Source organism: Sulfitobacter sp. LC.270.F.C4, assembly GCF_032922545.1.
GTDB lineage: Bacteria > Pseudomonadota > Alphaproteobacteria > Rhodobacterales > Rhodobacteraceae > Sulfitobacter > Sulfitobacter profundi.
Genome location: NZ_CP136692.1, coordinates 2454354 through 2467327 on the forward strand (window position 1 = coordinate 2454354; position 12974 = coordinate 2467327).

Genomic DNA, 12974 nt, shown 5'->3' on the forward strand with positions numbered 1-12974 from the left:
AGAGTTTAGCCACGGCGTCCGGCCTCCGCTTCGACCTCTTCCAAAGCGCGGCGTGCCGCCCGGCCCCGCAGCAGGGTCAGCCCCACCAATGCGGCCAACAGCAGCAGCGACACCCCATAGGCCGAGAGCACCTCGGCCGCATATTTTCCAAGTTCCGGCATCACGCCCCCCTGTTCATCCGCGCCCGCAGCGCCGCCGTGCGGCGCAGGCGAATTTCGGTGCCCGTGCGGTAGACCACCAGCGCCAGAAACAGCAGGCCGAAGCCGATCATCGCCAGCACCAAAGGATAGAAAAATACATCCGCCACGCTGCGGTTGCCCGTGGCCACGGGGATCGACGTGCCCTGATGCAGCCCTTGGTTCCAGAACTGCACCGCATAGCGCGACAGCACCGCAAAGACCGAGCCCACAAGGCAGAGGACCGATGTCAGATCGGCAGCGGTGTCTGGGTCTTCGACCGCCTGCCACAGCGCGATATAGCCAAGGTAGAACAAAAACAGGATCAGAAACGACGTCAGCCGCGGATCCCACGCCCACCATGTGCCCCACATCGGCTGACCCCAGATCGCCCCCGTCACCAGCGCGATTAACGTCATGACCAGCCCCACGGGGGCCGCGGCCTTGGCCGCCAAGGCGCTGACGTGGTGCCGACGGATCAGCCAGATCAGCGAGGCGACCAGCATCATGAACCATGCGTTGATCGCCATCAGGGCGGCAGGCACATGCAAATAGATGATCTTGACCGTGCTGCCTTGGCGCGCGTCATCGGGCGTGCCGAAGAACCCCCAGAGCAGGCCGAGGCTTACAAAAACAGCCGCAAGCGCCCAAAGCACAGGCTGCACACGCTCTGAAAGCGCAAGGAATTTGACCGGGTTTGCGTATTGCCAAAGGGACATGCGGACTACCTATCGCGCGGGTGGGTGGTGCTCAATGCACAAATACTTGGGGCACGATTTCTTGGGTCATCGCAACCCCATCCGAAGCACCGCCGCTGCGGCAAATGGCATCAAAGCCACAACGGCCAGTGTCAGTCCCGCCAGCATCAAGAGCGGTGTGCTGGCATCCAGCCCCGCCGCCCCGCGCCGCGCGACCTCGGCCCCGAAAATAAGCGTGGGGATATAGAGCGGCAGTACCAGCAGCGACAGCAGCAACCCACCGCGTTTGATCCCCACCGTCAGCGCCGCGCCGAACATGCCGATGACCGATAGCGCCGGGGTGCCAAGCGCCAGGGATGCCAGCAACCACAAATGACCCGGAGCCGCCAATTGCAGCATCACGCCAAGGAACGGGGCTGCCAGCACCAATGGCAGACCCGTCGTCAACCAATGCGCCAAAGCCTTAATCGCCAGCGCTCCTTCTAACGGCAAAGGCGCGGTGAGCAGCAGTTCCAGCGAGCCGTCTTCTAGGTCCAGCGCGAGCAGCCGATCAAGCGACAGCAAGCAGGCCAACAGCGCCCCGAGCCAGAGCACACCGGGGGCAATCGCCTTAAGCAATGTGGCTTCGGGCCCAACGCTAAAGGGCACCAACATCGTGACAATCAGAAAAAACGCTAGGCCAAGGCCAAAGCCCCCGCCTGCCCGCAACGCCAGACGTAGATCACGCAGCAGCAGCGCCTTCATAGGAACGCCGCATCGCTTGCGCCAACATCGGCATCGGGGGCTGCGCGAAACCCGCTGATATCAAGCAACTGTGCCTCGACCCCTAGATCGATATGTGTGGCGATCAGCGCCGAGCCTCCCGCCACGAGGTGTCTGCGCAACACCGCACCAAAAAGGGCCACAGCTTCGGCATCAAGCGAGACTGTAGGCTCGTCCAGCACCCAAACCGGACGGCCCGTAACCAACAACCGCGCCAGCCCCAAACGCCGCTTTTGCCCGGCCGAAAGTGTTGCCGCCAAACGATCCGCCAAAGGACGCAGCGCGTAACCATCAAGCGCCGCAGAGATATCCGAATTTCCAAAGACTTGCGCCCAAAAGCTCAGGTTTTCCTGAACCGTCAACATGGATTTCAACCCGTCCGCATGGGCGGCATAGGCCACGCGGTCCTCCGCCTCATCGATCCGCCCTGAAAGGGGTTTCTGCAGACCCGCAATGCAGCGCAGCAGCGTCGTTTTGCCCGCCCCGTTCGGGCCGCGCAGCACCAATGCAGCGCCCGCCCCAACCGTGAACGACACGCCTGAGAGCACCGCCACTCCGCCACGCGCCACGCTCAGATCGCTTACCTGCAAGGTCAATGCGCGCTCAGACCGGCAGCAGGGCCAACGCGATGCGCCGCCCTTCACTGAGCAGAATGTTATAGGTGCGGCAGGCGGCGGGAGAGGACATGACCTCAATCCCCAAACCGGCCTCCTCCAGCGTTTCACGCAGGTCGTCGGGAATATGCGCTACATCCGCCCCGGTACCGAGAAAGACAACATCGACCTTGCCTGCCAAGGCCAGCACAGGGGCCGCGTCAGCCAAGCCCCCCCAGCCTGTAATACCGTCGGGACCGATCACCTGCGGGCCTTGCACGACCTCGCCGCCAATGCGGAAGAAGCCGGGGCCATAGCCGTCGATCGGCTTGGCGTCGGTATAGGTGATCTCGTTCAAACGCATATCCTGTCCCTCTCAGGCGCCGATATTCCAAAGCGGCAGGCCGATGATAGCCGAAGCGGCGATGACGATATAGGCCACGGCGCGAAAAAGCTGCTCCTTATTGGGATCAAATGACCGCGCCCCGATGATATTGGCGAGGATATTCGGCACCCCAGCAAGTAGCCCAAGAACCAAGACCGACCAAACCACCTGCCCCGTCGCTGCCAACATCGCAAACAGCAGTAAGTCGATCCCCAGAAGATAGAGCAGGAAATTGGCGCGGATCACCGCAGCGGGCCTGCGGCTGGCCATATAAAGCAAAATAACAGGCGGCCCGGCGATACCGGCAAAGCCGGTCATAAAGCCGCCCAAAGCCCCCGTTGCGGCGACCAACCGCGCGCCTAGGGGGCCATGGTAACGCCAACCGGCAAGCAAAAGCACCAAGAGCGTCAGCACCACGCCCGAAACGATCCAACCGAACCCATCGGGCGACATCATCGACAGCCCCCAAAGGCCCAGCGGCATGCCGATCAGCACCCCCAGCAATAAACGCCCCACTTCGCGCGGTGAACCTTGGCGTAGGGCGTCAGGAAGGTTTGGCAGGGGGCCGATCAACTCGGCTGCTGTCATGAACAGGATCGCTTCGACCGGAGAGAGCACAGAGGCCGCCGCCGGCATGATAATCATGGCAGAACCAAATCCCGCAAAGCCGCGGACCAGCCCCGCAACGATCACGGCCAGCGCAAGCCAAGCCACCCCGGGGGTGGCCATGGCCTGCGCCAGCAGGTCAGGCATCAATATTGGCGAATTGTGTGCCCGCGCCCGCGTCGGGCTTGGACCAGTCGCGTTTCACGCCAAGGTACAGCACCACATTCTTGGCCACATAGACCGAGGAATAGGTGCCGACGATCACGCCCCATGTAATCGCAAAGACAAAGGCCCGGATCACATCGCCGCCCAAGATCAGCAGCGCGATCAGCGCCAGCAGCGTGGTGCCCGAGGTCATCAGTGTCCGGCTGAGCGTCTCGTTCACGCTGAGGTTCATCACCTCACGCAGAGGGCGCTTTTTGTATTTGCGCAGGTTCTCCCGCAGCCGGTCAAAGATCACCACCGTATCGTTGATCGAATAGCCAATGATGGTCAGGATCGCGGCCACCACCGGCAGGTCGAAACGGATTTGCAGGATCGAGAACAGGCCGATCGTCAGCACAACGTCATGGAACAGCGCCACCACCGCGCCCACCGAGAACTGCCATTCGAACCGCAACCAGATGTAGATCAGGATCGCCGCCAGCGCCCCGCCCACGGCGAGGAACGCCGTCTGGATCAGCTCGCCCGAGACCTTGGGCCCAACGGATTCCACCGATGTGAACTTGATGTCGGGGGACACGCCTTGCAGCGCGGCCTCGATGGTTTGGATGGTTTCCGTGGTCGCCGCTTCTTGGCCCTCTTGGGCCTGCACGCGGATCATCGCCACATGGCGATCCGCGCCGAAACCGGGGTCAAAGACCTCGGAAATCGTCACGTCGCCCAGTTCCAGAGGGCCGAGGGCATCGCGGTAAGCGCCCACGTCGATGGCCTCAGAGCTTTCGGTGCGCAACGTCGTGCCGCCGCGGAAGTCGATGCCAAAGTTCAGCCCCATCACGCCCCATGCGATCAGCGATAGGATCATCGCCACCACAGACGCGCCAAAGGTGATCTTGGCATAGCCGAAGAAATCGAAGTTCGTGTTGTCGGGTACCAGCTTCAGTCGCATGTCAAACCTCGATTGTCTTGGGACGGCGGCGTTCAAACCAGATCACCACCAGCAAGCGGGTGACGAAGAAGGCGGTGAAGACCGATGTCATGATGCCCAGTCCCAGCGTTACGGCGAAGCCGCGCACCGGGCCAGAGCCTAGGGCAAAGAGGATGACCGCCACGATGAAGGTCGTGATGTTGGCATCCAGAATGGCGCTGAGTGCGCGCTCATAGCCCAGCGAGATCGCCCGCGCGGCACCCTTGGCGTTGCGTTGCTCTTCGCGGATACGCTCAAAGATCAGCACGTTGGCATCCACCGCCATGCCGACCGTCAGCACGATCCCGGCAATGCCCGGCAGGGTCAGCGTGGCCCCGATCAGGCTCAGCAGGCCAAAGATCAGCCCGACGTTGATGATCAGCGCGATATTGGCAAAGAACCCGAAGAGCCCATAAGACGCCCACATGAAGAACAGCACAGCGGCAAAGGCCACCATCGTCGCGATCTTGCCCGCGTCGATGCTGTCTTGGCCCAGTTCCGGCCCGATGGTGCGCTCTTCGACAAAGCTCAGCCCCGCAGGCAGGGCACCGGCACGCAGCAGCACGGCAAGGTTAGTGCTTTCCTCAACCGAGAAGCGCCCGGTGATGATGCCCGACCCGCCGGGAATATGGCTTTGGATGGTCGGCGCGCTGATGACTTCGTTGTCGAGCACGATGGCAAAGGGCGAGCCGATGTTTTCCGCCGTGTAATCGCCGAACTTGCGCGCGCCGGAAGTGTCAAAGCGGAAGGACACAGCAGGTGCCCCGTTCTGGTCAAAGCTCGGCTGCGCGTCGACCAATTGCTCGCCGGTGACGACAGGGGCGGTTTCAATCGTGTAAAAGACCCCCTCTTCATCCGCTGCGGGCAGGATCGCGTTACCGATGCCGGGGTTGTCGTTCTCATTCGAGCCGCGGTTGACCACCGGGTTGAAGGTCAGCTGCGCCGTGGTGCCGATGATCGCTTTCAACTCGGCAGCGGAGCCAATGCCCGGCACCTGAATCAGAATGCGGTCCGCCCCCTGACGCTGGATCGTCGGCTCGCGGGTGCCGACCTCATCAATGCGGCGGCGCACGATTTCGAGGCTCTGCTGCATGGTGCGCTCGTCAGTCGCCTGTTTTTCGGCATCCGACAGGGTGATGGTGATGGTGCCATTGGCGCCGCTCACGTTGATGTCGCTGCCGCCTGCCCCGGTGACCGTGGTGACGGGACGGGCCAGATCACGGGTGATCTGCAGAGCTTCTTCCATTTTGGACGGATCGTTCAGACGCACCCGCAATTCGCCCTCTGGCGCTTCTTCGCGCCGGACCGGAGTCAGGCTGCGCAGAGCGTCACGAACCTCGGGCCATTGTGCTTCCATGCGCGAGGCATAGACATCGGCCAGTTGCACTTCGGCCAGCAGATGTGCACCGCCGCGCAGGTCAAGGCCAAGGTTCACCAGCCCCGAGGGCATCCACTCAGGCCAAAGCGCGCGCTGCGCTTCCAACTCAGGCGTACTGCCCTGCACGTCGATGGCCGCAACCGCGTCATTGTGCTTTTCGACAGGAGCGTAAAAGGCATTGGGAAGCGCGAGCCAAAGCCCTGCCAAACAGGTCAGGACAATGACAATCCGCTTCCACAGATCAATCTGTAGCATAGTTCCGCCTTTGGGTTGCGGCCTCGGGGTAGGGTTTATTTCGCCGGTTCGGTCTTGGAAACGACGGTCGCGATGGTGGCCTGCACCACGCGAATTTTCACGCCTTCGGCGATTTCCACCTCAAGCTCGCCGTCGTCTTTGACCTTGGAGACCTTGCCGATGATCCCGCCTTGGGTCACGACCTGATCGCCGCGGCGCAGGCCGGCCACCATGGCCTGATGTTCTTTGGCCTTCTTCTGCTGCGGTCGGATGAGCAGAAAATACATGATCGCGAAGATCAGGATCAGCGGCACAAATTGCTGGATGCCTTCCATGGGGGTCGTCCTTTTCGATGGGTATTGGGCCGCAGGATGGGCCCTGAGAATTTGGCCAGAACCTATGCGCGGCGGCAGCGGGGTGCAAGGTGGAAAGCCGCCGCCGCATGGCCGCCTGCGCGGGGCCAATCGCCGCACGGTTGCGGCCCCTACCGCCGCGCAGCACATTGAGGCATAAGGCAGCAAAACCGACTCACCCGATTTTGAGGACAAACCCATGCACGACATCCGCGCCATCCGCGACAATCCCGAGGCTTTTGACGCCGCTCTCGCCCGCCGGGGCGAGGCTGCGATGTCGCAGGCGGTGCTGTCGCTCGATGCCGCGCGCCGCGCTAAGATCGCCGCCGCCGAAACCGCCAAGGCCGAGCAGAACAAGGCCAGCAAGGAAGTCGGGGCCGCCAAGGCAAAGGGCGATGAGGCCGAGTTTGAGCGTCTGCGCGCACTGGTCAGCGACAAAAAGGCCGAAGTCGCCGCGATGAATGCTGAGGCGCAGGAGCTGGATGCACAGCTGACCGACATGTTGGCCCGCATCCCCAACAGCCCCGCCGATGACGTGCCGCAGGGCGCGAATGAGGATGACAATGTCGAGGTGAAGGTTTGGGGCGACAAACCCAGCTTTGATTTCACCCCGGTTGAGCATTATGAGATCGCAAGCGTCAAACCCGGGATGGATTTCGAGACGGCCTCGAAAACATCGGGCGCGCGTTTTGTCATGCTGAAAGGCGGCGTGGCCCGTATTCACCGGGCATTGGCGCAGTTCATGATCGACACCCATGTGGACGAAAATGGCCTGACTGAGGTCAACACCCCCGTGCTGGTGCGCGACGAGGCGATGTATGGCACGGATAAGCTGCCCAAATTCGGCGAGGACAGCTATCAAACCACCAATGGCTGGTGGCTGGTCCCGACCTCCGAAGTGCCGCTGACCTATTCGGTGGGCGGCGACACGTTAGAGGAAAGCGCCCTGCCGATCCGGCTGACCGCCCATACCCTCTGCTTCCGCTCCGAGGCCGGGAGTGCTGGCCGAGACACCGCTGGCATGCTGCGCCAACACCAGTTTGAGAAGGTCGAGATGGTCTCGGTCACCCACCCGGATGAAAGCGACGCCGAGCAGCAGCGCATGGTTGGCTGCGCCGAAGGTATCCTTGAAAAACTCGGCGTACCCTACCGCACGGTGATCCTCTGCACCGGGGACATGGGCTTTGGCGCGCGCCGCACCTATGACATCGAGGCTTGGGTGCCGGGGCAGAATTGCTACCGCGAGATTTCCTCGGTCTCGACCACCGGGGATTTTCAGGCGCGCCGCATGAATGCGCGGTTCAAGCCCGAAGGCGGCGGCAAGCCGCAGTTCGTGCATACGCTGAACGGTTCTGGTTTGGCCGTCGGACGCTGCCTCATCGCGGTGTTGGAGAATGGCCAGCAGGCGGATGGGTCGGTGAAACTGCCGGACGCGCTGGCGCCCTATTTGGGTGGGAAGACGACGCTGACCGCGGAAGGTGTGCTCGCCTAAGGATGGGGCATCCACTAGGCCCGATCCGCGCCGCAGGCGCCGGGCCATCGCCTGCCAGCCCGGACGGGTAGGCGATGGCCCTTGGTTGCCATGGTTCCCGCCCGCTCTAAGATTAGCTGTACCGCAACAGCTAATCCCGCGAGGCCCCCGCTTGCCCAAATCCTCCCGCACCCTGATCGCAGCGCTCGCACTGCTGCTCAGCATCGCCTTCGCGATTTCGCCCTTCTTCGTGCCCAGCTTTTCAGGCTTTGACCCAAACCAATTCCCGATCCCGCAAGACAACCCGCCCGCGCAGCCTGCGGGCTATGCGTTTTCCATCTGGGGCGTGATCTATCTTTGGCTGATCATCGGACTGGCCTATGGGCTTTTGCGCGCGCCGCGGGATGGGCAGTGGCATGACATGCGCGTGCCGCTCTGCCTGTCGCTCGCCGTGGGGACAACATGGCTCGCGGTGGCCACCATGAGCCCGATCTGGGCGGCGGTACTGATCTGGGTCATGCTGATCACCGCCCTGATCGCCCTGTTCCTCGCCCCGGTCGAAGACCCGCTCTGGGCCGCGGCCCCGGTGGGGCTCTACGCGGGCTGGCTCTCTGCCGCATCCTGTGTGTCGCTGGCGCTGCTTGCGGCGGGCTATGGCTATCTGGAAGAGCAGACGGCAGCCGTGGTCTTTGTCGGGCTCGCAGGGGCGATTGGGGCCATCGTGCAAACCGCCCTTGGCCGGACCCCCACCTACGGTATCGCGGTGATCTGGGGGCTGGTGGGCGTGATCGTGACCAATTGGGGCGAAACGCCCTTGGTCGCCTATCTGGCCCTTGGGGGCAGCATCCTTGTGGCGCTGCCCACGCTCAGTGCGTTTCGGCGGGGCTGACCGAGGTCAGTCCCGGCGGCGGCCGTCGGTGTGCTTGCGCAGCTTCGACGGCGCGGCCTTTTTGCGGTTTTTATAGGGGTTGGCATCCGACTGGCCGCGCATCCACAGACGGATCGGCGTGCCGGGCATGTCGAAATCCAACCGCAACCCGTTAACCAGATAGCGCGTGTAGCTGTCCGGCACCTTGTCGGGATGGCTGCACATCACAACGAAGCCCGGCGGACGGGTCTTGGCTTGGGTCATGTAACGCAGCTTGATGCGCTTGCCCTGCGGTGCGGGGGGCGGATGCGCCTCCATCATCCCCGAGAGCCAGCGGTTGAGCTGTGCGGTGGTGATCCGGCGGTTCCAGACCTCATAGGCGCGCATGATCGCGGCCTGAAGACGGTCAAGCCCCCTTCCCGTTTTGGCCGAAACAGTGATCAGCGGCGCGCCACGCAGCTGCGGCAAGAGCCTCTCGAAGCTTTCCTTGAGATCGCGCAGCTTTTCCTGACGGTTCTCTTCGATGTCCCATTTGTTCACGGCCACAACGACCGCGCGGCCCTCACGTTCGGCCAGATCGGCGATGCGCAGGTCTTGCTGCTCAAACGGGATTTCGGCGTCGAGCAGGACGACAACGACCTCGGCAAATTTCACCGCGCGCAGACCATCGCTGACACTGAGCTTTTCAAGCTTCTCCTGTACCTTGGCCTTTTTGCGCATCCCGGCGGTGTCAAAAATCCGCATCGGCACCGGATCGCCATCCGGCCCGGCCCATTCGGTCATGAGAGAGATCGCATCGCGGGTGATCCCCGCCTCCGGCCCGGTGAGCAAGCGGTCCTCGCCCAAAATCTGGTTAATCAACGTCGACTTGCCCGCATTGGGGCGGCCCACCACAGCAACCTGCAAAGGCTTGGCGCGCGTGGGCATCGGCACGGATTCGGCTTCGAGATCGGCGTCATCCTCAGGCAGGTCCACATCCGTCTCGGGCGCGTCCTGCGTGGCGCGGTCCTCATATTCATCGGCCAGCGGCATCAGCACGGAGTAAAGATCGGTCAGACCTTCGCCATGTTCGGCGGACATGCGAATGGGCTCGCCCAGACCCAGCGAATAGGCCTCGATCATGCCAGCATCGGCGGCTTTGCCCTCGGCCTTGTTACCGGCGAGAATCACATGGGCGGATTTTTTGCGCAGGATCTCGGCAAAGACCATATCCGACGGGGTCACGCCGACACGGGCGTCGATCATGAACAGACAGATATCGGCCATATCCACGGCACGCTCGGTCAGGCGGCGCATCCGGCCTTGGAGGCTGTCGTCGGTGACCTCTTCGAGACCGGCCGTGTCGATCACGGTAAAGCGCAGGTCGGCCAGTTTGGCCGCCCCTTCGCGCAGATCGCGGGTCACGCCGGGCTGGTCGTCGACCAGCGCAAGGCGTTTGCCGACAAGGCGGTTGAACAGCGTGGATTTCCCGACATTGGGACGGCCCACGATGGCAAGGGTAAAGGACATAATTCAGGCTCCGGGCCCCGGTTGGGCCAGTTCAGACACGCGCCTTAGCCTATTTGCGGCCTAACGGAAAGCGTGCAATTGCCCCTTGGTGGAGACGACATAAAGCGTGCCGCCTGCCACGACGGGGGCAGTGGTCGCCCCGCCGGGGATTTGGGTGGTGCCCGTCAGCCCGCCGCCCACGGGGTCAAAGCTGCGCAGCACCCCGTCGTTGGACGCCACGATCACGCGGCCTCCGGCGATGATCGGGCCGTAATGCGCCACGACTTCGGATTGCCTTCTGGGCCGGTCCTTGACGAAATTCGGCAGTGGCGTGCCCCAGATGCGGCGGCCCGTGCTGGCGTCGAGCCGCACAAGTTCATTGAGGTCGGTGACCGCGAAAACAGAATCGCCCGCAGGCCAGACCGGGCCGATCGCCCCGTCGCGCGCGACCCATTTACGGTCCCCGCTGTTAACGTCGAGCGCGGCCAGACGGCCCGAATGGTTGCCCACATAGACAGTCCCGCCCGAGACCACGGGCGCGCTTGTCACGTCACCAACAAAGCTCAGCGCGCGGCCCTGACGTTTGCCCAGAACAGAGGTCGCCCACCGCTCAAGCCCGCCTTGACGGAACAGCCCCTGAACCTCACCCGAGCCGAAGGCAAAGATCGCAAGATCATTGGTGACGGCGGGCGCCGGTGCGCCCAACACGTTGCTGAGGCTGGTGACAGCACCGGTCTGCCACTGGATGCGGCCTGTGGTTTTGTCGAGCGCGAAGCCGGTATCGTCACCCGCCGTGAGATAGACCAGATCGCCCGAGACGGTCGGCGTGCCGGAGCCCGTGGCGTCGAGGTCTTGCGTCCAACGCACTCCGCCTGTCGTCACGTCGAGCGCGGCCAAAACACCAAAGCCCACAGAGACGTAGAGCGTTTCGCCGTCCACGGCGAGCCCGCCACCGGTGGCTTGGCCTTCGCGGTCGGATGCGGGGGTGAGGTCGCGGGTCCAGAGCGTTTGCCCGGAGGTCGAGGTCGCAGTGACCTGCGCGCCTGCATCGAGCGTAAAGACGCGCCCGCCCGCAACCACCGGATCGGCAGTGATGCGCTGTTTGCGGCTGTCGCCCGCGCCGATCTTGGCGCTCCAGACCGGCTGCAGTGTGCTGCGCAACGCGGGGTGGCCCACGCGGGTCGAGGGGGTGCCGACACTGTGGGTCCAGTTTGCGTTGTTTACCGCGCCGCCCAAAGCGATGGCGCGGCTGGTGTTTTCTGGCACCGGGCCGTCGATGGCGTCAAAGGCCGGGTCTTGCACACCGGGGTTTTGCAGCACCGCGCGCACGTCTTCGCGTTTGCCCGGCAGATAGGTCTGCTCATCCGCGCAGGCCGTCAGCAACAGCGCGGCACCGATGGCCCCCGCCACGCCCAGCCCCCGCAGACCCGCATGGCCGGGTTCGGATTCGCGATGCTTCGTCATGGACCTGCTCACTTTCTGTCTTTCCTCAACCTTCACGCCCCCGCCGTTTTCGGCGGGTGGATATGTGTCAGTCACCCGTTGCTTCGGGGATCTCCAGCTCAGCCGCTGCAGCAGCGTCTTCGACCCCCGGTTCTTCACCCAAGGCCACAATCACCTGAAGGGCGCGTTGTTGCAAGTCCGGGGTGGTTTCCGCATCGGAGAGAATGGATTGGTAGCGCGCCACGGCCTTGTCGGTCTCACCCTCTTGGATGTCGATCAGGGCCAGTTGCTCTTCGGCCAGTAGGCGCAGCGGGGCACCGGGCTGGGCCAGTGCTTCGAGCGCCTGACGCCGCTCTGCCACGGGCACCGATTGGCCCTGAAGGGTCACGGCTTTGAACTGCGCCAGTTGGCGGTAAATCGGCGCAAGATCGCCGTCGAGCGCCACGGCGTCGAGCTGTTCAACGGCGGCGTCAATCTCGCCGGCCTCGGCCAAGGCATCGGCGCGCATGAAATTCAACACGGCGCGGGCACCGGGGCCTTCGGCCTCAATCGGGGCAAGCGCTTCGGCGCGGGCATTGCTGGCATCCGCTTCAAGCGCTTCGAGCATGGCATCGCCCAAGGCTTCGGCCTGCGCGCGTTCTTGCGCTTTGCTATATTCGTTCCACGCGGCACCGCCGACGATGGCAACCACAGCGACCACAGCGATCCAACCATAGCGGCGCAGCAGGCCATAAAACCGGTCGCGGCGGACCTCTTCGTTCACTTCGTCAATAAAACTGTCGGTATCGCTCATCGCGCCCTGCCCCCGGCCTGATTTTGCCCCTCTTACCGCGCGTGAGCAGCCAAGCCAAGACCCAGCGAACCGCAGCACGGTGTTGAGCGCTTGGCGCGGGCCGAGGTCACGCTAAGTCAGAGGCAGGATGCAGCGAAAGGAGACGATGATGAGAGCGATTGCAATGGCGGCAGGTCTGGTGATGGCGGCGGTGCCCGCCTTGGCCCAGGATTTGGTGGCCAAAGTCTCACCCCATGACGTGGTGACGACGATGGACCGGCTGGAAAGCGCCGTCGAAGAGGCCGGGGCCGAGGTTTTCGCCCGCGTCGATCACGCCGCAGGGGCCGAGAAGGCCGAGATGGAATTGCGCCCAACGCAGCTTTTGATCTTTGGCAACCCCAAGCTCGGCACGCCCGCGATGCAGGACGCCCAGACGGCCGGGCTGGATCTGCCGATGCGGGTGCTGGTCTATGCTGATGGTGAAGGCGCGGTGCACGTCGCCTATGCCGCGCCCGAGACGCTGGTCACGGCGCATGGTCTGCCGGAAGAGGCCGAATATATCACTAAGATGACCGAGGCACTGGATAACCTCACCGCCAAGGCGATCGGCGAAGAGTAACC

At 63.4% G+C, this 12974-nt stretch carries 15 protein-coding genes; 3 read left to right on the plus strand and 12 right to left on the minus strand.

The window, feature by feature from the left end; all coding sequences use genetic code 11:
• Positions 1-5 precede the first annotated feature (5 nt).
• The 9 genes from ccmD to yajC all read right to left on the minus strand — a co-directional run bounded on the left by ccmD (position 6) and on the right by yajC (position 6293).
• Positions 6-161 (minus strand): heme exporter protein CcmD, encoded by a 156-nt coding sequence (ccmD, locus tag R1T45_RS15880; protein WP_067627937.1) that lies wholly within the window; start codon positions 159-161, stop codon positions 6-8.
• A complete protein-coding gene (locus R1T45_RS15885; RefSeq protein WP_132443674.1) occupies positions 161-895 on the minus strand; it encodes a heme ABC transporter permease in 735 nt (244 codons plus the stop codon). The genes ccmD and R1T45_RS15885 overlap by 1 nt, the downstream gene beginning before the upstream one ends.
• A gap of 66 nt (positions 896-961) precedes the next feature.
• Positions 962-1618, minus strand: a complete 657-nt coding sequence (ccmB, locus tag R1T45_RS15890) for a heme exporter protein CcmB (RefSeq protein ID WP_300056251.1) — start codon at positions 1616-1618, stop codon at positions 962-964.
• Positions 1615-2232, minus strand: a complete 618-nt coding sequence (gene ccmA / locus R1T45_RS15895) for a heme ABC exporter ATP-binding protein CcmA (RefSeq protein WP_317389564.1) — start codon at positions 2230-2232, stop codon at positions 1615-1617. The genes ccmB and ccmA overlap by 4 nt, the downstream gene beginning before the upstream one ends.
• Positions 2233-2239: 7 nt before the next feature.
• Positions 2240-2593 (minus strand): Mth938-like domain-containing protein, encoded by a 354-nt coding sequence (locus R1T45_RS15900; RefSeq protein ID WP_317389565.1) that lies wholly within the window; start codon positions 2591-2593, stop codon positions 2240-2242.
• A 12-nt stretch (positions 2594-2605) separates the two neighbouring features.
• A complete protein-coding gene (locus tag R1T45_RS15905) occupies positions 2606-3343 on the minus strand; it encodes a sulfite exporter TauE/SafE family protein (protein ID WP_317389566.1) in 738 nt (245 codons plus the stop codon).
• A 16-nt stretch (positions 3344-3359) separates the two neighbouring features.
• Entirely contained in the window at positions 3360-4328 is a 969-nt protein-coding gene (gene secF / locus R1T45_RS15910; protein WP_120350762.1) for a protein translocase subunit SecF, read from the minus strand.
• A 1-nt stretch (position 4329) separates the two neighbouring features.
• A complete protein-coding gene (secD, locus tag R1T45_RS15915; RefSeq protein WP_317389567.1) occupies positions 4330-5979 on the minus strand; it encodes a protein translocase subunit SecD in 1650 nt (549 codons plus the stop codon).
• Positions 5980-6014: 35 nt separating this feature from the next.
• On the minus strand, positions 6015-6293 hold the full coding sequence (gene yajC / locus R1T45_RS15920) for a preprotein translocase subunit YajC (RefSeq protein WP_067627241.1): 279 nt from the start codon (positions 6291-6293) through the stop codon (positions 6015-6017).
• 217 nt (positions 6294-6510) lie between these two features.
• Between yajC and serS the strand changes: the two genes are divergently transcribed.
• Together serS and R1T45_RS15930 are read left to right on the plus strand one after the other, a co-directional pair.
• Positions 6511-7803 carry a serine--tRNA ligase gene (gene serS / locus R1T45_RS15925; protein WP_317389568.1) on the plus strand — a complete coding sequence of 431 codons (1293 nt, stop codon included), beginning with the start codon at positions 6511-6513 and terminating at the stop codon, positions 7801-7803.
• 151 nt (positions 7804-7954) lie between these two features.
• Positions 7955-8671, plus strand: coding sequence for a hypothetical protein (locus R1T45_RS15930; protein ID WP_317389569.1), 717 nt, complete (start codon positions 7955-7957; stop codon positions 8669-8671).
• Between the two features lie 6 nt (positions 8672-8677).
• Here R1T45_RS15930 and der read toward each other — a convergent pair whose 3' ends face one another.
• The 3 genes from der to R1T45_RS15945 form a co-directional block, all read right to left on the minus strand.
• Positions 8678-10159, minus strand: a complete 1482-nt coding sequence (der, locus tag R1T45_RS15935; RefSeq protein WP_067630706.1) for a ribosome biogenesis GTPase Der — start codon at positions 10157-10159, stop codon at positions 8678-8680.
• A 60-nt stretch (positions 10160-10219) separates the two neighbouring features.
• The gene (locus tag R1T45_RS15940) at positions 10220-11602 is read right to left on the minus strand and encodes a PQQ-like beta-propeller repeat protein (RefSeq protein WP_120350757.1); all 1383 of its coding nucleotides are present in this window, start codon (positions 11600-11602) and stop codon (positions 10220-10222) included.
• A gap of 67 nt (positions 11603-11669) precedes the next feature.
• The gene (locus R1T45_RS15945) at positions 11670-12374 is read right to left on the minus strand and encodes a tetratricopeptide repeat protein (RefSeq protein ID WP_120350756.1); all 705 of its coding nucleotides are present in this window, start codon (positions 12372-12374) and stop codon (positions 11670-11672) included.
• Between the two features lie 148 nt (positions 12375-12522).
• On the opposite strand from R1T45_RS15945, the gene R1T45_RS15950 reads away from it, so the two are divergent.
• The gene (locus R1T45_RS15950; protein WP_132443683.1) at positions 12523-12972 is read left to right on the plus strand and encodes a DUF302 domain-containing protein; all 450 of its coding nucleotides are present in this window, start codon (positions 12523-12525) and stop codon (positions 12970-12972) included.
• The last annotated feature ends 2 nt before the right edge of the window (positions 12973-12974 follow it).

What these genes read in the sequence shown, in the direction of transcription:
- R1T45_RS15900 (WP_317389565.1), bottom strand. Translation starts at nt 2,593, where the DNA reads ATGCGTTTGAACGAGATCACCTATACCGACGCCAAGCCGATCGACGGC.
- R1T45_RS15885 (WP_132443674.1), bottom strand. Translation starts at nt 895, where the DNA reads ATGTCCCTTTGGCAATACGCAAACCCGGTCAAATTCCTTGCGCTTTCA.
- serS (WP_317389568.1), top strand. Translation starts at nt 6,511, where the DNA reads ATGCACGACATCCGCGCCATCCGCGACAATCCCGAGGCTTTTGACGCC.
- R1T45_RS15940 (WP_120350757.1), bottom strand. Translation starts at nt 11,602, where the DNA reads ATGACGAAGCATCGCGAATCCGAACCCGGCCATGCGGGTCTGCGGGGG.
- secD (WP_317389567.1), bottom strand. Translation starts at nt 5,979, where the DNA reads ATGCTACAGATTGATCTGTGGAAGCGGATTGTCATTGTCCTGACCTGT.
- yajC (WP_067627241.1), bottom strand. Translation starts at nt 6,293, where the DNA reads ATGGAAGGCATCCAGCAATTTGTGCCGCTGATCCTGATCTTCGCGATC.
- der (WP_067630706.1), bottom strand. Translation starts at nt 10,159, where the DNA reads ATGTCCTTTACCCTTGCCATCGTGGGCCGTCCCAATGTCGGGAAATCC.
- ccmD (WP_067627937.1), bottom strand. Translation starts at nt 161, where the DNA reads ATGCCGGAACTTGGAAAATATGCGGCCGAGGTGCTCTCGGCCTATGGG.
- ccmB (WP_300056251.1), bottom strand. Translation starts at nt 1,618, where the DNA reads ATGAAGGCGCTGCTGCTGCGTGATCTACGTCTGGCGTTGCGGGCAGGC.
- R1T45_RS15945 (WP_120350756.1), bottom strand. Translation starts at nt 12,374, where the DNA reads ATGAGCGATACCGACAGTTTTATTGACGAAGTGAACGAAGAGGTCCGC.
- R1T45_RS15905 (WP_317389566.1), bottom strand. Translation starts at nt 3,343, where the DNA reads ATGGCCACCCCCGGGGTGGCTTGGCTTGCGCTGGCCGTGATCGTTGCG.
- R1T45_RS15950 (WP_132443683.1), top strand. Translation starts at nt 12,523, where the DNA reads ATGAGAGCGATTGCAATGGCGGCAGGTCTGGTGATGGCGGCGGTGCCC.
- secF (WP_120350762.1), bottom strand. Translation starts at nt 4,328, where the DNA reads ATGCGACTGAAGCTGGTACCCGACAACACGAACTTCGATTTCTTCGGC.